The following is an 18,436-nucleotide window of genomic DNA, read 5'->3' as shown; positions in this document are numbered from 1 at the left end:
TCTATCCCTCTGAACGCCTTCGCTCGGAGCATCTTTCAAAAGACTATCCTGGGTATGGTCTCCGCCCTGCGCGGCACAGCCGGAGCAAGGGAAATTCGTCTGAAGGTTGAGGCACTAGAAGAGGCCTCCAGCCTGTTCTAGGAAGGGCCCACGACGGCGATCGTTCCTGCACCTGGATGAACGATGAGAGCTCCACTTACAGTCATAGTCTTAGCCGGCGGTAAGAGTTCCCGCCTGGGGGTCGACAAGGCCCTCTTGACCCTGGGTCGAGACCGTCCTTTATTACAGCATGTCATAGAGAGGTTGCGTGGGATAGGAGACGAGGTGATCATTGTCAGTAATTCGGCCGATCACAGGCAGCCTGGAACCATTTTAGTGGAGGATATCTACCAGGAGATGGGCTCACTGGGTGGCATCTACAGTGGGTTGTTGTCAGCCAGTTTTCAGCACGCCCTGGTGGTGGCCTGTGATATGCCCTTTTTGAATCAGGGTTTGCTTCGCTATATGGCTGAACTGCCTCGTGATTACGATGTCCTCATCCCTCGGGTTGAAGACAATTTGGAACCCCTCCACGCTATCTATGCCAAAAGTTGTTTAGAGCCCATCCACGATCTCTTGAGGGAGGGGAACCTCAAGATAATCGACTTCTTCCCTGAGGTGCGCGTTCGTTATCTTGAGGAAACAGAGATCGACCCTTACGATCCTGAACACCTCTCCTTTTTTAACATCAATACGGCTGCTCAGCTCCGCCAGGCGGAGGAGATCATCCGCGCCCGTATGTCCTGAGGTGGCCGATGGAGCTGCTTCAGCAGGGAGCACGCCAGCTGGGATTCTTGCTCACTGAACCACAGCTGGAGATGTTTCGGCTCTATTACGAGGAGCTCATCGCTTGGAATCGGCGCATCAATCTGACGGCCATCACTGATTTGGCTGAAGTGCAGGTGAAGCACTTCCTAGACTCTCTCACCTGTCTGCTGGCCTTCCCGTCGGAGGCTGTGTCCCTGGCTGCTGGTCCAGAGGGCTGGTCGCCCCCGGCGGAATCCCCTAAATGGCGTGTCATCGACATCGGTAGTGGTGGTGGCTTCCCCGGTCTGCCTCTCAAAATTTTCCGTCCAGAACTGGAAGTGACGCTCGTAGACTCTGTAGCCAAGAAGACCGCCTTCCTGCATCATCTGGTGGCGAGGCTGCGACTGAGCGATGTCTCTATAATCACAGCGCGAGCCGAAGAGATAGGACATCGTCCGGAGCAGCGGGAACAGTATGATATCGCTCTTTCCCGAGCGGTGACGATACTCCCTACCCTGTTGGAATATTGTCTGCCCCTGACCAGGGTGGGAGGACGTTTCATCGCTCCAAAGAAAATGGGCATCACGGCGGAGCTTAAGGCGGCGGCGCGGGCTTTAACTCTCCTTGGCGGGCGACTGCGCGAGCCAGTGGTGTTCGAACTGCCCATCATCGCCGAACAGAGACAGTTGGTCGTCGTTGATAAGGTGCAGTCCACACCTCGGTCTTATCCCCGCCGTCCGGGTATCCCGGCCAAACGGCCATTATAAAGGGGAAACGCCCTCATCCCCCTGCCCCCTTCTCCCAGCGGGAGAAGGGGGATTAGAGGCTAGGGCAGAGCCCTAGGACCCACCCAGAAGGGGTGACCCCCTTCTGGACTACCCCCAGCGCTCCCTTGTTCACCCTCTAACCTTAGCGGTTCGTGACCCAGCAAGACCTGGAAACGGTTCTGCTTATCCTCTAGATTCACTTGGGCTGGCGTGACGAGGAGGTTCACTTTGCCTTCTCCAAGGCGCAGATTGTATAAGTCGATCCTCGCAAGCCATTGGGGGAGCGTAGGGCGCAGGTAGAGTCGACCATTTGCGGCATCAGGGCGTAACCCAAGCAGGGTTTGGGCTAAGAAGATCATACCCCCGGTAGCCCAGGCCTGAGGGCTACAGGAGATAGGGTACTCGCCGGGCATTGAAAAGTAGCGCAGGTCTCGCTGGAACCCACAGAAGAGTTCAGGTAGACGGTTGTAGCGAAAACGGAGGCCGGCCTGAAAGATACCATTAATCACCTGGTTGGCTTCGCCATCGAACCCATAGCGTTTCATCCCTGCGGCGATAAGGGAGTTGTCGTGAGGCCAAATGGATCCGTTGTGGTAGCTCATTGGGTTGAAATTAGGGTAATGGCTGCTGAGTGTGCGTATCCCCCAACCGCTGAACATATCCTCGGCCATGAGGCGTTCTACCACCAGCCGGGCTCGGCCCGGCTCTATGATGCCTGACCAGAGACAGTGCCCTACATTGGAGGTGACGGCTGGGATCGGGCGCTTGAGGCCATCTAGTCCCTGAGCATAGAACTGTTCCTCTTCCAGCCAGAAATCAACATTGAACTTCGCCTTGAGACGTTGAGCAGCCGTGATCAGACGATCGGCCCATTCCCCCTCCCCCCTGCGTCCAAACAGGGTGGCCAGGCGCACTTCGGCGTCATAGACATATCCTTGCACCTCGACGGCGGCGATGGGAGGCTCCGCCAGGGAACCGTCCGGGAGGACGTAGGAATCCCAGGAATCCTTCCAGGCCTGATTACGCAGCCCGCGCCTGGACAACGTCCTGTATTCCACGTAACCATCACCGTCCAGATCCCCATAGCTATCGATCCAATCCAGGGCTTTTTTGACGGCCGGCAGGAGCTCGCTATATAAATCGGTGTCGTCTAGCCAGTCCATCACTTCGGCGAAGAGGATGAGGAAGAGGGGTGTAGCATCGATGCTGCCATAGTAGGGGATGTGGGGTATCTGGCCATAGGTGGCCATCTCCCCCCGGCGGATCTCATGTAGTATCTTACCCGGCTGCTCATCCCGCCATTCATTTACCTCTTTACCCTGATGCTGAGACAGGAAGCGCAGGGTGCCCACAGCGATGTCCGGGTTAAGGATCAGGGTTTGGAGGGAGGTGATGAGTGCGTCTCGGCCAAAGGGAGCGGCGAACCAGGGGATGCCGGCTGTCGGAAATAGACCGGTCGGAAAGGTATTCAACAGGGCGCGCAGGTCTATCTCCCCACGATTCACCATGCGGTCGAAGATCTCGTTATCCGTCCTTATTTGGGTGCAGGAGGTGAGCCATTGCTCATATGATTCCCGCAGCTCTTTAGCCTCCGCGTCAAAAGAGGCGCGCTTTGGCTGCTCTCCAGCTACCGTCGGGATGACATAGAAGGTAATGGCATAGGGTTTGTGGGGCTGAAGGACCAGCTGGAAGACCAAGCGGACACAGGGTGGTCGTGGTTCGCTGGTCGAGACGGTGGCCGTTGTGCTCGCTGATGGTGGTGCACAGATAACCTCCGGCTCGCCCCCGGGCAATATTTCGGCACGGGTGTAAGAATATTCAAAGGTGATCTCTGTGCGCCGCTCGATGCCATCCAGTCCGATATAGCGTAGCGAAATGGTAGAATCACCAACGATAGGGGTCAGGATCTGACCGCGATGTTCCTCTACAGTGGGAGTCCCCCCAACCTCTCGTTTCATCCCGCGCACCTCGAACATATCCTTGAAGTCGGCTCCCAGGATGAGGCTTAACTCTACCGGGATGGGGAAGCTCTTGTAATTGAACAGGCCGAGACGCTCCTGGAGCCCGCCATCGATGAAGCGATTGCGGCGGACACTGATACTTTGGGGATTGATTAACTCGCCGTTCTCCTGAGTCAGGGGAGGATTAGTGAGCTGGAGGTTGCCCATAAAGTTCTGTTCGCTGGAGGAGTTCAGGAGGATCGGCTGGGCGCCGTTTATAGTGAACTCGAATATGCTCAGGAAGCGTGTATCCAGATAGTATAACCCCAGACCTTGAGTATTATTGTGGGGGACATCCCCCAATTCATCGCTAACGAGGAAGACCTGATCCTCCGCCAGCACCAGCTTTTCCATAGCCATAACCTTGTGATCCTTCCCTTAATGAACCTCAGATAGGGCTTTTTCACCGAAGAAAACAACCTGCATCATTCTACCACAACCCCCTCCTTTCGAGGCATTGCTCAGCATTGTTAGCCTCTTTCTTACTGTAAGTCCGCCGAAGGGGGAATGACCCCTAAAATCCGCCTTCGGTGGGTTCAAGGTAGCCCTTAAGTTAGGCCAATATCTCTGCCACTTGCTGCTCTCGCTCGACGGTGGTCAACAGGAGAAGCCGATCATCGCGTTCCAGGGTCAGGTCTGCTTTAGGGAAGAGCACTCTACCTGCCCGCAGAACTGCCACACATACTATATCCTCAGGCAAGCCAAGCTGGCTTACCTGTCTTTTGATAGCCTTCGAGCCCTCAGTGATAGGCTTCTCGACCAGCGCTACGTCGCCCTCGCGCAACTTTAACAAGGTGACCAGGTCTCCCAGGGTCATCTCTTCCTCGAGTAGATGCGCTATCAGCGTGACCTGGTTGATGGCGATGTCCACACCCATATCCTTGCCGAACATCCACTCGTTCTTGGGATTGTTGACCCTGGCCATCACCCGTGGGACCAGAAACTCGAATTTCGCCAGAGTTGCCGCAACCAGGTTATCCTCATCTTCGCCCGTAACAGCGATGAACACGTCGGCGCCACGTGTCCCAGCCTCAGCCAAAACTTTAGGGTCATCCCCGTCGCCCTCCACCACTTTGACGCCCACCTCCTTCGCCACCGTTGCGGCCACGGCGGGGTTCTTCTCGATAATCACCACCTTCTGCTTATCGCCCAGGAGCATCGCCGCCAGGTGACGCCCGACCAGTCCTCCACCGATGATCACGACGAACATTTCCTTCCCTCCTACCTAGGTGAGAGCATGCTCTCGAGCCGCGGCAATGCCGTGGCCAATACAGCGACCAGGACTCGGTCTCCTTTGACAAACTTCGTCATCGAGCTAGGAATGAAAGCTGTTCCCCCACGAACTACGGCCACTACCTGCGTTTCCCCGGGGATGGTTATATCTTTAACCGCTACCCCGGCTATCAAGGGGCTGATCTCCGCCTCCACCACTTCCACCTCGCCGTTGGCGACGGTGACGACGCTGGTGAGGCCGGTATAGGTCAGTAACTCCCAAATCTTGTTTGCACCCCAGACGGTGGTGGATATGGTTGGCACCCCCAGCCTGCGATAAATGTCCGCCCGCAAGGGGTCATAGATTCGCGTGACCACGCGTGGTACCTTGAAACGGTTCCTCGCCATCGCCGCCAGCACATAGTTGGTGTTATCCCCAGCAGTCACACTGGCGAAGGCGTCCGCCATTTGAATGCCGGCCCGCTTGAGCACATCCTGATCAAAGGCATTGCCCTCGATGGGAGTACCCCTGAAGCTGCTTGGCAATCTCTTGAAGGTAGCTGCGTTGCGGTCGATTATGGCCACATTGTGTCCATCAGTTGAAAGGATTGTAGCCAGCAGTGCTCCCACTCGGCCACAGCCGACGATGACCACTCGCATTTCTATCACCTCCCTTCCAGTCTTTTCTCGCTGCGACGTACATACCACTTCCTGGCCTCATCGGCCAGAAACACGAAGGGTCCGAAGAAGATAGCAATAGCCCATTCCTCAAGACCAAGCGGATGCATGCCAAAGAATGACGCCAACGGTGGGAAGTAAAGCAAGGCCAGAGTGAGGGCCAGCTCGAATAGTATACCCCACAGAACCCAGCGATTGGTGAATAGACCCACCTGGAACACCGACACCTTGTTGGTGCGTGAAGCAAACACGGTACCCACTTGCGTCATCACGATCCCGAGGAAGGCCATCGTACTAGCCTTGAGATACAGTGCGTCGCTAGGTGGCAGATCTACACCCCATGTCCAGCCACCTCGAAATAGCACCCAGAAGAATCCACCCATCACGAATATAGACTCGATTATGCCGAAAAAGAGATAGGCCCGCAGGAGGATGGGTGCGGTTAGCAAGTGCTCCCTTCTTGGCCTTGGCGGCCGCTCCATGATGCCTGGTTCGGCTGGCTCCACGCCCAACGCCAGCGCTGGCAGGGTCTCGGTACCAACGTCGATAGCTAGGATCTGCAGTGCAGTGATGGCTAGGGGAATGCGAAAGAGGGCGAAGGCCACGAAGGGCACCGCTTCCGGACCCAGGTGGGCGAAGATATAAATTAGGAACTTGCGGACGTTATCGTACACCCTTCTCCCTTCCTCAACAGCTCTCTCAATAGTGGCAAAGTTATCGTCGACCAAGATCATCTGAGCCGCTTCCTTCGCCACGTCGGTGCCCGTGATCCCCATAGCGATGCCGATATCGGCCTTCTTCAAGGCCGGCGCATCGTTCACTCCATCGCCCGTCATGGCGACGGTCTCGCCAAGGGACTTGAGCTCTGTCGCAATGCGCAGCTTATGCTCAGGTGTGGTGCGGGCAAAGATGATGTTCCGCTCTTGCAAGGCCTTGCGGAGATCCTCAGATGACATTTGGTCCAGGTCGGCCCCCGTAACGATGCGGGTACCTTCCCCTTTCACGAGCCCTATCTTTGTGGCAATAGAAATAGCCGTCAATCCGTAGTCGCCGGTGATCATATAGACCTTTATCCCTGCACGATGGCACAGCTTTATGGCCTCAGCGACCTCAGGACGCGGTGGATCCATCATGGCCATCAGTCCGATAAAGACGAGCTCTCGCTCGACCTGCTCCACAGAGCGGTAGTCGCTGCCCTCTGGCAGCGTCCGGTAAGCAACGCCTAAAACGCGCAAGGATGCCAGCGCAAACTCGTCGTTTTGCTCCGTTATCGTATTCCTGAGTTCATCAGTGAGAGGTACTACCTGGCCGTCGAGCAAGATCCGGGAGCAAATCGCCAGGACTTCCTTTGGAGCGCCCTTCACATACGCCACTAGCCCGTTTTCTTCACGATGGATGGTAGTCATCCGCTTACGGCCAGACTCGAAGGGCAACTCGTATATACGCGGGTTAAGCTGTAGTTCCTGCTCATAGTCAAGGTTTCCCTTGCGTGCGGCAACGAGCAATGCGCCCTCGGTCGGATCACCGACGATGCGCCACTTTTCCCGGAGGCCAGAAGGAGGAACCAGACGAGCATTATTGCAGAAGCTGGCGGCGCGAAGCAGGAGGTGTAACCTGCAGGTTACTTCGGGGTCCGCTGGTCGCCTATCGATCCTGAAATCGCCCGCTGGCTCATAGCCCGTGCCGGTCACCGTAATCTTTTGTCTGTCTGCCCATATCTCGCGCACGGTCATCTCGTTCTGCGTCAGCGTGCCTGTTTTATCGGTGCAAATGGCTGTGACCGAGCCCATCGTTTCCACGCCAGAAAGTCGCTTAACGAGGGCATTCTTGCGTGCCAGCGTGCTCACCCCTACGGCGAGGGCCAAGGTCAACGTGGGCAGAAGACCTTCAGGTACATTGGCAACGATCATGCCGATAGCAAAGATCACAGCGTCAGTAGCCGACAATTGGGCCAGAGATGCTCCGACGAGGAAGAAGACAACTCCACCAAGGAGGGCTATCGCCGCCACCTTCAAAGCGATGTTACTAACTTCTACTTGTAGCGGACTGGGCACCACTTTTACACCTTGAGTGAGACGGGCGATCTGGCCAAACTGCGTATTCATCCCCGTGGCAAAAACCACCCCCCGACCAGAGCCGAAGGCGACCGACGTTCCAGCGAAGACAATGTTGGGGATCTCGCTGAGAGGCACCTGCCTTTCGGGCACCGCATCGGCCGTCCTGCGCACAGGCTCAGACTCGCCTGTGAGCGGCGCGTTATTGGTTCGGAGCTCAACCTCCTCGATAAGACGGGCATCGGCAGAGATGTTGTCGCCCACGTCAAGCACGATCACGTCACCAGGTACGAGCTCTCGCGCTAAGATCTCCTTAATCTCGCCATTACGGAGGACGCGCGCCTTGGCCGGCAATAGCTTCCTTAGCGCCTCAACAGCCTTCTCGGCCTGATACTCTTGAAAGAAGGAGAAAAGCGCGTTCAGGACGATGACGGCGATGATGGCCCAGCCAAGGGCGTCGGACCCTGAGATGAAAGCCAGCGCTGCGCTGGCCCAGAGGAGGAGGGCGAAAACCTGGTAAAAGTTGGCCAGGAACCGGAGGATAAGGGGCGTTTTTGCCGCTTCCTCTATCTCGTTCGGGCCGTACTGCTCCAGGCGCTGTTTGGCCTCTTCGTCAGTCAAACCGCGCGGCGTGGTACCGAGAGCTGCATATACCTGGCTTGCTGAGAGGGTGTATATTGCCTCACAAGCATTTCGGTTCAGTGCTGGATTGTCGCTCAATCCCCATAGCCTCCCTAATCTCGACCGAGTATAGCCCGCAACCGTCCCACTGTCAACGCGGCGTACGGAGGGTGTGGTGTGGTGCGACCCAGATCTAACCGCGTCCAGAAAGAGCAAGGAGGGAGAAAGGGGGTTAGCTGAGGGGTCTAAGGGGTGTCCAAGGCACGACGAAGGAGCTAAGCGTCCCGACACAGGCTGAGAAGGAGCCGCAGCCGGGGATAGAGGCACGCAGGTCCAGCATCATTCATCAATATAGTAATCACTCTCATGTCCAGGGAGTAGCCATTGACCTGCTCTTCCGTGGACACGCGGTTGTAGATGCCGACTCGCTTAATCTGGCGTTGAGGGAGCCATTTTTTCACAGGGTCTACTCCAATGAGAAGGGGTGCACTGGATCACAGTCAATGGAACGCTTTTGCGCAATTCGTTGTTAATGAGTATTTTAAACGCATATTGCCCAAAGCGATCAAACCTTAAATTATTTAATTGAATAACATGATTAATCCCGACTCTCTCACCGAGTGGGGGTTGGCCAAACTGCAAACTACCTTTGATAGAGAATAGCCCAGTTCCATCCGCATCTGTCAGCTCAACTTCAACCTTATGTTCTCTATCAGCTTCTGCTCTGTCAGCCTCAAGTGTCATTATTAACTGCATTTGGGGATGTATAGCAGGCACACTTTGTACATTAATGCGATCAAAAATACCCAATATATTCAATTTGCCTTCTCGCGAAACATTGGCATAATCAGCTAATAAAGCTAAAGCAACTTCCATAGTTCTCTCCTGTCTCAGTTACGGAATGGCGGCAAACCCTCCGCGTGTTTACAAAGCGCCGAAGGCATCTGAGCGAGCGTAGCGAACCGCAAACACCCTGGTAGCCGCAGTTAGACATGCCACACACAACCGCATCCTTCAAGTGTCTTGAGATAGTAAATTCAGGCCGTCGTGATCCGAGCGATAACGTCGTTCCATGCCACTTTTAGGGTAGAGGGAACACCCTCAGCCGAGAGTCGATCCAGCATAACGTGATTGAACATTCCCCTTCCTTTCTTCCCTAACGTGGCTAGCGTCATGAGTATCCAGTTCTTTATTTCCAGAAAACTGACTTCATACCCCTGCGAAAAGTATCGCCGTGCTTGGCGTACAGCATCCTCCTACGGCTGAAGGTCTCACAAAAAAGAGGTAATCCTCAATCCCTTGTGGAGCAATCTTTGTGTTAAAGGTAGCTACTACTCTGCTCTTGTCTACCGGTCTTTCCGTAATCTCGGCTGCCAGGAGTATAGTATCCCCGCTCTTGATCGTTACATCGCCACCGGCGCCGGAAGGGCGATCGGCGACGTTTATGCCTTGGGATTCAATTTGCCAGGACAGACCAAAGGAATCTCTTATCGCTTCAAAGGCAGCCTCGACTAGGATGACCGGAAATCTTCCACCGCTCAGCGTTGATAGCAAACCTGTGATCAGATCATCGTACTGTTCGAGGCTGATCCGTTGAAGCCTGGAAGGAGGAATGTCAACTTCTCGCCGCAGTTCAAGAAACCTGAAAAGAAGATAGCGGAGGAAGGCCAGGAGATTGGCATCATTGTTCTCCCCTGCTACGTAATCAATCAAGGACAGAAGCGCATCGAATCCTTCCTTATCTCGCAAGCCATCACGAGTACTGCTGTCAAAGCCGACAGAGCGACGGAAGGTAGAAAGAAATGGCCCTCGAGAGCTGGGAACACGCTTATCTTGAAGAAAGGGGTTTACAACTCTCTCGTCGAGAGTTCGCCCATTGTAGGCATGGGGCCCCTGATTTACGTATGGTTTGTGAATATCAATAGCCCTGTCTTGAAGTCGAGCGATCACACAGCCCAGCAAAACTTCCCGGTAGGCCTGAGTTTGAGACCGAAAGATTATGTCAAAGTGGGGCATCAGGGAAGATTTACTTTGCTGAGATGTTCCCTGCAAGAATTGGGATTCGACTTCAGCGAACTCGCGGTCGAGAAGATTCCTCGCAGCGTTATAGTCAATCGGGGGCATCTGCGGGCACGCTTAGTAGTTCATCCAAAGCGCTTCCATCCGGGGTTTCTTAACCGAGTGACATATCTTTGTTGGAGCGTCATAGCGCCTGAAGTCTTTATAGAGTTCGTCCATCAGATCGCAGCGATAACCCGAGACAGCAACCATCCCCCTGACCTGGTGAAGAACCTGAGCCAACTCTACGTGATCCTGGTCGGTCATTTCGTATCCATATGCTTTATCATCGCCTCGGGCATCGTGGGGATAAGGAGGGTCGCAGTAGAATAAAGTATCCTTATTGTCGTAAAGGCGTATCACTTCAATTGCTGGCCTGTTTTCGATCTGGACTCGAAGAAGACGCTCAGCAATTTCCGGTAACATCTCAACGCTACCAAGCCAGCGTGAGACAACGCCTGACATCCCTGCTCGGGTCGTGTTCTTGCAGTTTGCCCAGCGTCCTATAGAGGCGGTTTGCGCTAAGCCTGTCCTAGCCTGGCGAGCTCGGATGAAGAAACGCCTAGCACGCTCTAGGTCAGAGATTTTTCTACCATTTGTTGAACAAGCAATGAAGAATTCCTCTCTTGAAAATGGAGTCAAGGCGATGGCATTCAGGAGACGATCCGTATTGTTTCTAAGTACGCGGAAGAAGTTGACTACTTCTCCGTCTATATCGTTAAACGTTTCGACCGGAGATGGGTCCCTGTTCAAGAGAACTGCTGCTGATCCGCCAAACGGTTCGCAGTAGTGGTGACACTTTGGAAGAAGTGGAAGCAGCCAATCTAAGTGGGAATACTTGCCGCCATACCACCCGAAGGCGATAAGTTTTCTGCGCGGTCTCACCTCCAGGCCATTCCCAAAGAGAGGTAAGTTCTTAGGCGGTGCATTATCAAGGTAGATCGGCGAAGGCCTGCCAGGCACGTTGTCACCTCCTTTCCGAGTCCATATCGTTTACTTTAGGTTTAATCATATCACCTTCTTGCCAGGTGTCAAACGCTTGCTGTGCGGAGGGATGCGTCCAAGAGTTCGCAGTTGCAAGTGGGGGAAAAAAGCGATAGGCTCTCATATAAGAGAAACCAAATACTTACAGAGGAGAGCCTATGCCGACGATCGAATTGACCGCCAAAGTAATTATATCACTGGACGATCCGAGTGTCGCCTCTTTGGAGGGGCAAATCCATTCCCAGTTGCGTAAGGTGGCGAAAGCAGATGCTGGTCAGGGCCTGTCAGGAAGTGGAGCAGCGCACTCTGGAAGAAAAAGGGAAGACGGTGAAGCGCCAACGGCTAGAGCAGCGTCAACTCCTCACCCGCTTTGGGTGGGTTAGGTTACAGCGCTGGCGGGTGAAGGAGGGCCCTGATCACACCGAATGCCCCCTGGATGGAGTGCTAAGCTTGGAATCTCGTCAGCATGTCACTCCTTGGGTGAAGGAGCGAGCCCTCTACTTCGTGACCCAACTGCCCTTCCGTCCCTCAGCAGCCATATTTTCGGAAGAGGTAGGCGAGGAAGTAAACCATCGCATGCTATGGTGGATGGCCCAGAGGGAGGGAGAGAAGATAGTGGCCAAAGAGGAAGAGGAGTGGAAGGCGGTATTTGAGGAGGGGGTGGTGCCGGAACGAGATGAGAAGGAACGGGAGATCGTGGTATCGGAGGTAGATGGGATTATGTTGAAAGCGCAGGGGGAAGCGGAGGATCGCTTTGAGGTACGCCTGGGGGTGCTGTTCAGTGGGCGAGAGTTGGAGAGTGAGACGGCGAAGCACAAACGGTACAGGCTAGTGGAGCGGGTGAGGTATGGTGGGGTAGAGGAGGCAGAGGAATTTGGGGAGAGGCTGTTTCTGAGGGGAGAGAAGCATCTGGGGTTGAGTCGGGCCAAGCATGTGCTATTGGTAGGTGATGGAGCGTCGTGGATAGAGCCCCTAGCGGGAGGGGATCGGTACAAAGCCGTCTATCAGTTGGACTGGTGGCATTTAGAGCGGAAGATCTGGGAGTCCTTCGGGGCCAAGCCCGAGGTGGCGGAGCATCTGGTGGGGTGTTTGCGGCAACGCAGGGCGGAGGAGATCTTGCGGGCGGTGAAGTTACGGCTAGCCTTGGGAGAAGGGGTGCGAGAGCGGCTGGAGGACTTACAAGGGTACTTAGAGGGCAATTGGCAGGGGTTGTACGGCGTGGACCTGCTGAGGGCGCACTTATCGGCGGAAGGGCAGAAGGTGCTAGTAGTGGGAAGTGGGGCCATCGAGAAGCAGGCTGACCTGGTGATCAAGCGGCGGATGAAGGGGCAAGGGATGCGTTGGACGAAGAAGGGGGCGAACCATCTGCTGAAGTTGAGGTTGCGTTTCATGGAGGGGGAGGCCCTGGCAGCGTAAGAGGGATGATAGAATAGAAGCAAAAGAGGCTCGGTCTCATCCCCTGCCCTATCTCTATTGAGGAAGGCAAAGGCGGCGGGAGGGATCAGCCGCAAGGCAGTGTGTTACAATAAGCCTATTCTCTTTATGAGAGCCTCGCTAACTGCGAATTGTGGGACACTAATGGCAAGAAGTTATCCACATGTGGATACCCCTCCCCCATACCCCCTCCCCACTACTACTTATCAACATCCTCTAACTGTCACGGAGGCATCTGAACGCAATCAGGCACAGATCAGGAGCTACTTAATCATTTCAGGAATATCTGCCCAGGTTCGCTGCTTGATCCGATCGAGCTCTTCGTGGGAGTGGCCCATGACCTCGTTGAGGAAGGTGCTGGATTGGAGGATGCGCAGTTTCCCGTGAATGGGCTGGTTTGGGGTGGTGAAATCCTTGTCGTCGCTGACCAGGTAGTCAACGCCGGCAGCAATGGCGGAGAGCCCTAATGGTACGTCGGTGAGGTCGCGCACGAGCGCGCGGTTGGCCGTGACCTCTTCAGGGGAGGGACTCGGCGCCTCCTCATAGGGAATCAAAAGAAGCAAATCCTCGAAGTCTTGGAGGTAGGCCGGAAAGCGGCGGTGCAACACGCGCCGGGCCTGGGCGATGGCGTAGGGGGAGAGCACGAGGGTAAAGTCTCCCCACAGCACATGCTGGAGCACCTCGTAAGGGAAGCGGGGCCAAATTGTCCCAGCGACAAGAGCGGTGGTATCCACCATGACGCGCAGCCGCCTAGGGTTGAGGGAGCTTGCCATACGTCTCGGCGAAGACCTCGTGGCGGGCCTTGGCCATCTCCTCTTGCAGCCCTTCTTCCGTGAGGCCCTGACGTTGGGCTTCCCCGCCGAGTTTAGGGCCAAGCCTCTGGAGTGCCTCCTTAGCGAGCAAGCGTCGGTACTGCTCGTAGTCTTTCATACTGATGATCGCCGCAACAGGGATGCCCAGTTTCTCCACGACCAGGTGTTCCTCACTACGATAGACGCGGTTGAGGAGCCTTCCCAGTTTGTTTCTGACCTCTGTCGCTGGAATAACTTTTTGCATAGGTAATCGCTCGTACATCATCCCTCCCTCCTACAAAACTGTTGTCTTGTGTAGGATAATGTAAGGTAATATAGATATTACTACAAAACTTAGCGCTTGTCAAAAACCTATGGAGTTCACTTTTCAAAAATTCCTAACAGCACTACTGCATTCCATTCCATATAGAATCCCCCCTTCCCCCGCAAAGCAGGAGAGGGGGTAGAAAATTGGGGAACGCCCCAAACCTCAGCAGAGGGGACCGCCCCTCTACACTCCCCTAACCGCCAGAGAAGGGGGGTTATAGCCTGGGGCAGCGTCCTAAACCCTTCCAGCAGTGAACATCCCTTCTGGACCACTCCATGCGGGGATAAAAAAGGGGCTAGGGCAGAAGCCCTAACCCCCAGAAGAGAACATCCCCTTTGACCTCCCTTACCACCAGTGGAACCCTTCTCAGTTCCTTATCAAAGGGCCTCTATGACTAATAAGACAACTGATATACCTGCCCCCCACCAGACCAATAATAGGCTATGCCACTGGGTGGGTATCGCTTGCGCAGGAGGTCGGGATAGAGCACCGGCTGGCCAGCCGCCCGCGTGCCTGCAGCCGAGAAGTCACTGATAGCGGAGCCGATCATTGCCGATACTATCACGCTCACCCTGGCGCTGGTTATGTAGGCATCGATGGCCACCTGCACTACATCCAAATCGGCCTGGTTGCGGGCCACCTTCCCCTGATCGATAAAGCCGCTGAAGTTGGGCAGAACGACAGCGAAGAGGATGGCCAAAAGGGCGATGACGATCAATAACTCCACCAGGGTAAAGCCACCCTCATCACCCTGAATCCTTTTCATCTTGACCTCCCTCCAAAAGAACTATCTCTCATCTATCACTCAACTAATCTTAGAATAAGGGCTATACTGTTGTCTGTCAAGGCGTTTTGCCCCAAAATGGCGCCTTATAGTACCTTTTTCCTATGCTTGTAATCAAATTGTAATCTTGGGGGAGAAGATACCCTCATCCCCCCTGACCCCCTTCTCCCGCAATGCGGGAGAAGGGGGGATTAGAGGCTAGGGCGGAGCCCTAGAACCCTCCAAGGAGGACGTTCCCTCCTGGACCTCCCTGTGGAAGAAGGGGGGGATCGAACCTGGACCGTATCCCAATTCACTCCAGGTAGCGGGGCTGCGCCCTCCCTCCTGGACCTCCCTGTGGAAGGATGTAGCGCGGGGGCTTGCCCCCCGCTTGCCGTTTACAACCCGAACACCAGCGATCCAGGCCCTTCCTCGACCTCCCCAGCGGGAGAAGAGGTGATGGCCATCTCTGGTTAGAATACCCCCACCAGGCGGCGCAACTCGTTCGGATTGCTCGCCCGCAACAGGGCCTCCTCCATAGTCACCAGCCGCTTCTGCACCAGGGCCCACAGCGCCTGGTCGAGGGTCTGCATGCCCTGCTGCCCACTCATCTGCATAACGCTGGGGATCTGGAAGGTCTTGCCCTCACGGATGAGGTTGCGGATGGCTGGGTTGGCCACCATCACCTCAATAGCGGCGATACGCCCCCTCCCATCGGCCCTGGGCATGAGCTGTTGACATAATACACCCTCCAGCACCATCGACAGCTGGAGGCGCACCTGTTCCTGCTGGTGCGGCGGAAACACGTCTATGATGCGGTCCATCGTCTGCGGCGCACTGGTCGTGTGCAGGGTAGCCAACACCAGGTGCCCTGTCTCAGCGGCCGTGAGGGCCGTGGCGATCGTCTCCAGGTCCCGCATCTCCCCTAAGAGAATCACATCCGGGTCCTGACGAAGGACATGTTTCAGGGCCGCCGCGAAGGACTGCGTATCGCTACCGACCTCCCGCTGGGCAATGGCTGCTTTCTTATCCCGATGGAGGAACTCAATCGGATCCTCTATGGTCACGATATGAACCTGAGCATTCTCATTGATATAATCGATCATCGCCGCTAAGGTGGTAGACTTGCCACTACCAGTTGGGCCAGTGACGAGAACCAAGCCCCGTGGCCGCATAGCCAGCGTCTTACAAGCCTCCGGCAGGCCAAGCTGCTCGATGGTGAGCACCTGGAGGGGAACAACCCGAATAGCCAGTCCAACAGTCCCCCGCTGCATATGGGCATTGACCCTGAAGCGGGCCACCCCCGCCAGGCTATAGGCGAAATCTAATTCCAGCTCCTGACGGAATCGTTCCCTTTGCTCCGCAGAGACGAGTGCGGCAAAGATCTCCTCCATATCCTGGGGGGTCAGGCGCGGCAAGTCGGTCAGGGGCTGGAGCACCCCGTCGACCCGCAACACAGGTGGAGAGGGCACCTTTAGATGCAGGTCGGAAGCCTCCCTCTGAATCATAAGAGCCAAAAGATCATTTATATGCATCGTTCCCTCCCTAAAAGCGGCCCATGTACCAGCGCCAAAGCTGTTCCCCCCAGAACAGCGTAGCTACCGCCCCACCGGCCAAGAAAGGACCGAAGGTGATCGCCTCCTTGCGCCCCTTCCGCCGCAACACTAACAAGGCCGTCGCCAGCAAACCCCCTCCGACGAGGGACAAAAAAACGGCCACCAACACGAGGGGGAAGCCGGTGACCAGTCCAATGAAGGCAGCCAGCTTGATGTCCCCCCCACCCATCCCCCCTTTGTAAATCAGGGCCGGCCCAAGGAGCAGAAGGGAAGCACTGATCCCTCCGAGCAAAGAGCTAGGCAGACCCGGCCCCAGCCAGGAGAGGGCAAGGGACAGGACGATGGCTGGGTAGATGACCTTATTCAGGATGAGCTGCTGCTCCAGATCGATGACCAAAATGACAAGGAGGATACAGCTATACAGGACAGTCACCGCCAGGGGAAGCCCCCAGCCATATCTATACCATAACAGAACGAACAAGGATCCGCTGGCCAGCTCCACCAGCGGCACCCGCCGGGGGATCCTCGCCCCGCAATAGCGGCAATGGCCCCGCAGCCAAAGGTAGCTGACCAGCGGCACCAGATCAACCACCCCTAGCCGCTGCTGACAGACATCACAATGCGAAGGGGGATTGACGATGGACTCACCTCGTGGCAGGCGATCGATGACTACATTGAGAAAGCTGCCAATGACCAGACCAGCTAACCCCAAGATGAGTGCCTCCAAGCCTGCTTAGACCTCCTTCAAAATTAAGCCGATATTCACCATGTAGAGAGCCAGCGGAAAGCCCGCCGGATAGGGCAAGGGGGGCTGAGGGATAGCCAGCGGATGCCCCGTCAACGCTGGTATGCTCTCCACCAACTCTGTTTCATTGGCCATCTCACCCGTAAGATATAGCGGGATATCGGGCGCTAAGGGGCTGCCCCTATGCGTATCGTTATAAAAAGTGATGGCCCGCAGCAACTCATCGGTCAAGCGATCGCGTACATATTCAGGGGGCAGCGGTTCATCGCCCAGAAAGGAGGTGTGCACCAGAACTGGCACAGCGTCGACAACGACGACCACATCTACGCTGTTACTCTCCGCATTAGCGATGATGGCCTGTGGTTGGGCTACAGCCCTGGCCAGGGCTAGCGGCCGCAAATCGATCGCCCGCGGCCGCAGCCCCGCGCCGCGCAAGGCCGCCAGGAAAGCCAGCAGGGGTTCCTTGGGCACGGCCAGGACGAAAACCTGGAGCTCTTCTCCGCGACCATCAAGTGCCTGCCAATAGAGGTAATTCCCTTCCAGAGAAATCGCTAGCGAGCGGCGCGCCTCCCGTTGAACGATCGCCTCCAGGCTGCCCGCGGCCACTTTGGGGAGGGATATTAAACGTGAAACCGATTGTAGTCCAGTTAGACCGCCAATGACCCTCCCTGGCGAAAGATGCGCCTTCTCCATGGCCGTGCGGATCACCCCGCTGAGCGCCAGCGGGTCAGCGATGAAGCCACCGCGCAGCAGCCTGGGGTTAAGCGGGATGCTTACCCAGGACTGGATACGGCCACCCTTACAACTGAGGAGCCGTAAGCTGCTCCCCTCAATGCTCAGGGAAACAACGGAGCTCGGCCACAAGAGGGGCAATTTCACCCTCATCCTAGTATCTCTCCCAAGGACTTAACAATGAATGGGTCGTACTGTATGCCCGCCCCCTCTCGCAACTTAAGCATGCTCTGCTCCCTGGATAGCGGCGGGCGATACGGTCGCCAGGTCGACATCTCCTCATAAGCCTCGATGACCGCGATGAGGCGAGCGGATAGCCCTATCTGCTCACCAGCCAACCCATCAGGGTAGCCACTCCCATCGTAATTCTCGTGGTGATGGCGCACGGTCAGCCTGACCTCCAAAGGCAGTCCTGCCGCCTGTAAAATTGTATCCCCAATGAGCGGATGCTGCTTAAACACCGCCTCCTCTGCTGGACTCAAGGAATCACGGCGCAGCAGGATACCATCAGGGATCAGGATATAGCCTATGTCGTGCAAGCGGGCGGCTAAGGGCAACCCCTCATCGGTTAAGCCAATCCTGGAGGCCAGGTCGCTGGCCAATTGGGCCACTCGTGTTGAATGCCCTTGCCTGCCTGGATCCCGGGCGTCCAGCGTAGCCACCACCTCCTGGAGAATGGCCTCCAGCCATCCATAAGACTGCTGTATCTGGAACATCTTGGCCTGCTGCTCCTGAAAAAGGGCATTTAAGGCCATCAACTCGCGTATGCGCTGTTCCAGCCGCCGTTTCTCCTCCTCCAGCTCCTGCCGCCTCTTGCGTTCCTCCTGAAAGAGGACATTCAACTCTTTAGCGTAGATTTGAGCCTGCCGAAGGGAGAGATCGCTTGTGTCCGGCGTCTTATCCGGCGAGGTATCATTCATTCGTCCT

General features: G+C 55.9%; 18 protein-coding genes. 3 read left to right on the top strand and 15 right to left on the bottom strand.

The window, feature by feature from the left end:
- Positions 1 to 183 precede the first annotated feature (183 nt).
- Complete coding sequence (locus tag M1136_02610) at positions 184 to 786, top strand: molybdenum cofactor guanylyltransferase (protein MCL5074531.1); 603 nt, start codon at positions 184 to 186, stop codon at positions 784 to 786.
- Between the two features lie 8 nt (positions 787 to 794).
- Positions 795 to 1,553: a 16S rRNA (guanine(527)-N(7))-methyltransferase RsmG gene (rsmG, locus tag M1136_02605; protein ID MCL5074530.1), complete on the top strand. Its 759-nt coding sequence runs from the start codon at positions 795 to 797 to the stop codon at positions 1,551 to 1,553.
- Positions 1,554 to 1,612: 59 nt separating this feature from the next.
- On the opposite strand, the gene M1136_02600 is transcribed toward rsmG, so the two are convergent.
- The 8 genes from M1136_02600 to M1136_02565 all read right to left on the bottom strand — a co-directional run bounded on the left by M1136_02600 (position 1,613) and on the right by M1136_02565 (position 11,067).
- Positions 1,613 to 3,913 carry an amylo-alpha-1,6-glucosidase gene (locus M1136_02600; protein ID MCL5074529.1) on the bottom strand — a complete coding sequence of 767 codons (2,301 nt, stop codon included), beginning with the start codon at positions 3,911 to 3,913 and terminating at the stop codon, positions 1,613 to 1,615.
- Positions 3,914 to 4,106: 193 nt separating this feature from the next.
- Positions 4,107 to 4,763, bottom strand: a complete 657-nt coding sequence (locus tag M1136_02595; GenBank protein ID MCL5074528.1) for an NAD-binding protein — start codon at positions 4,761 to 4,763, stop codon at positions 4,107 to 4,109.
- A gap of 11 nt (positions 4,764 to 4,774) precedes the next feature.
- The gene (locus tag M1136_02590) at positions 4,775 to 5,425 is read right to left on the bottom strand and encodes a TrkA family potassium uptake protein (protein MCL5074527.1); all 651 of its coding nucleotides are present in this window, start codon (positions 5,423 to 5,425) and stop codon (positions 4,775 to 4,777) included.
- Positions 5,426 to 5,430: 5 nt separating this feature from the next.
- The gene (locus tag M1136_02585) at positions 5,431 to 8,217 is read right to left on the bottom strand and encodes a cation-transporting P-type ATPase (protein MCL5074526.1); all 2,787 of its coding nucleotides are present in this window, start codon (positions 8,215 to 8,217) and stop codon (positions 5,431 to 5,433) included.
- A 176-nt stretch (positions 8,218 to 8,393) separates the two neighbouring features.
- Positions 8,394 to 8,579 carry a hypothetical protein gene (locus M1136_02580; GenBank protein ID MCL5074525.1) on the bottom strand — a complete coding sequence of 62 codons (186 nt, stop codon included), beginning with the start codon at positions 8,577 to 8,579 and terminating at the stop codon, positions 8,394 to 8,396.
- Positions 8,548 to 8,994, bottom strand: coding sequence for a hypothetical protein (locus M1136_02575; GenBank protein MCL5074524.1), 447 nt, complete (start codon positions 8,992 to 8,994; stop codon positions 8,548 to 8,550). Before M1136_02575 ends, M1136_02580 begins: the two co-directional genes overlap by 32 nt.
- A gap of 333 nt (positions 8,995 to 9,327) precedes the next feature.
- Positions 9,328 to 10,242 carry a restriction endonuclease, SacI family gene (locus tag M1136_02570; GenBank protein MCL5074523.1) on the bottom strand — a complete coding sequence of 305 codons (915 nt, stop codon included), beginning with the start codon at positions 10,240 to 10,242 and terminating at the stop codon, positions 9,328 to 9,330.
- Between the two features lie 12 nt (positions 10,243 to 10,254).
- Positions 10,255 to 11,067, bottom strand: a complete 813-nt coding sequence (locus M1136_02565) for a DNA adenine methylase (GenBank protein MCL5074522.1) — start codon at positions 11,065 to 11,067, stop codon at positions 10,255 to 10,257.
- Positions 11,068 to 11,427: 360 nt separating this feature from the next.
- Between M1136_02565 and M1136_02560 the strand changes: the two genes are divergently transcribed.
- Positions 11,428 to 12,576, top strand: coding sequence for a UPF0236 family protein (locus M1136_02560; protein ID MCL5074521.1), 1,149 nt, complete (start codon positions 11,428 to 11,430; stop codon positions 12,574 to 12,576).
- Between the two features lie 281 nt (positions 12,577 to 12,857).
- Here the strand turns inward: M1136_02560 and M1136_02555 are convergent, their stop codons facing one another.
- The 7 genes from M1136_02555 to M1136_02525 form a co-directional block, all read right to left on the bottom strand.
- Positions 12,858 to 13,331 carry a PIN domain-containing protein gene (locus M1136_02555; GenBank protein ID MCL5074520.1) on the bottom strand — a complete coding sequence of 158 codons (474 nt, stop codon included), beginning with the start codon at positions 13,329 to 13,331 and terminating at the stop codon, positions 12,858 to 12,860.
- A 13-nt stretch (positions 13,332 to 13,344) separates the two neighbouring features.
- Positions 13,345 to 13,671 (bottom strand): type II toxin-antitoxin system Phd/YefM family antitoxin, encoded by a 327-nt coding sequence (locus tag M1136_02550; GenBank protein MCL5074519.1) that lies wholly within the window; start codon positions 13,669 to 13,671, stop codon positions 13,345 to 13,347.
- 436 nt (positions 13,672 to 14,107) lie between these two features.
- Positions 14,108 to 14,479 carry a type II secretion system GspH family protein gene (locus M1136_02545; protein ID MCL5074518.1) on the bottom strand — a complete coding sequence of 124 codons (372 nt, stop codon included), beginning with the start codon at positions 14,477 to 14,479 and terminating at the stop codon, positions 14,108 to 14,110.
- Positions 14,480 to 14,949: 470 nt separating this feature from the next.
- The gene (locus M1136_02540; GenBank protein ID MCL5074517.1) at positions 14,950 to 16,011 is read right to left on the bottom strand and encodes a type IV pilus twitching motility protein PilT; all 1,062 of its coding nucleotides are present in this window, start codon (positions 16,009 to 16,011) and stop codon (positions 14,950 to 14,952) included.
- 10 nt (positions 16,012 to 16,021) lie between these two features.
- A complete protein-coding gene (locus tag M1136_02535) occupies positions 16,022 to 16,759 on the bottom strand; it encodes a prepilin peptidase (GenBank protein MCL5074516.1) in 738 nt (245 codons plus the stop codon).
- 6 nt (positions 16,760 to 16,765) lie between these two features.
- Positions 16,766 to 17,662, bottom strand: coding sequence for a pilus assembly protein PilM (pilM, locus tag M1136_02530; GenBank protein MCL5074515.1), 897 nt, complete (start codon positions 17,660 to 17,662; stop codon positions 16,766 to 16,768).
- Positions 17,659 to 18,429, bottom strand: coding sequence for an HD domain-containing protein (locus tag M1136_02525; protein MCL5074514.1), 771 nt, complete (start codon positions 18,427 to 18,429; stop codon positions 17,659 to 17,661). The genes pilM and M1136_02525 overlap by 4 nt, the downstream gene beginning before the upstream one ends.
- Positions 18,430 to 18,436 lie beyond the last annotated feature (7 nt).

This window comes from Chloroflexota bacterium (assembly GCA_023475225.1).
GTDB lineage: Bacteria > Chloroflexota > UBA6077 > FW602-bin22 > JAMCVK01 > JAMCVK01.
This window is presented reverse-complemented; position numbering and strand designations above follow the sequence as displayed.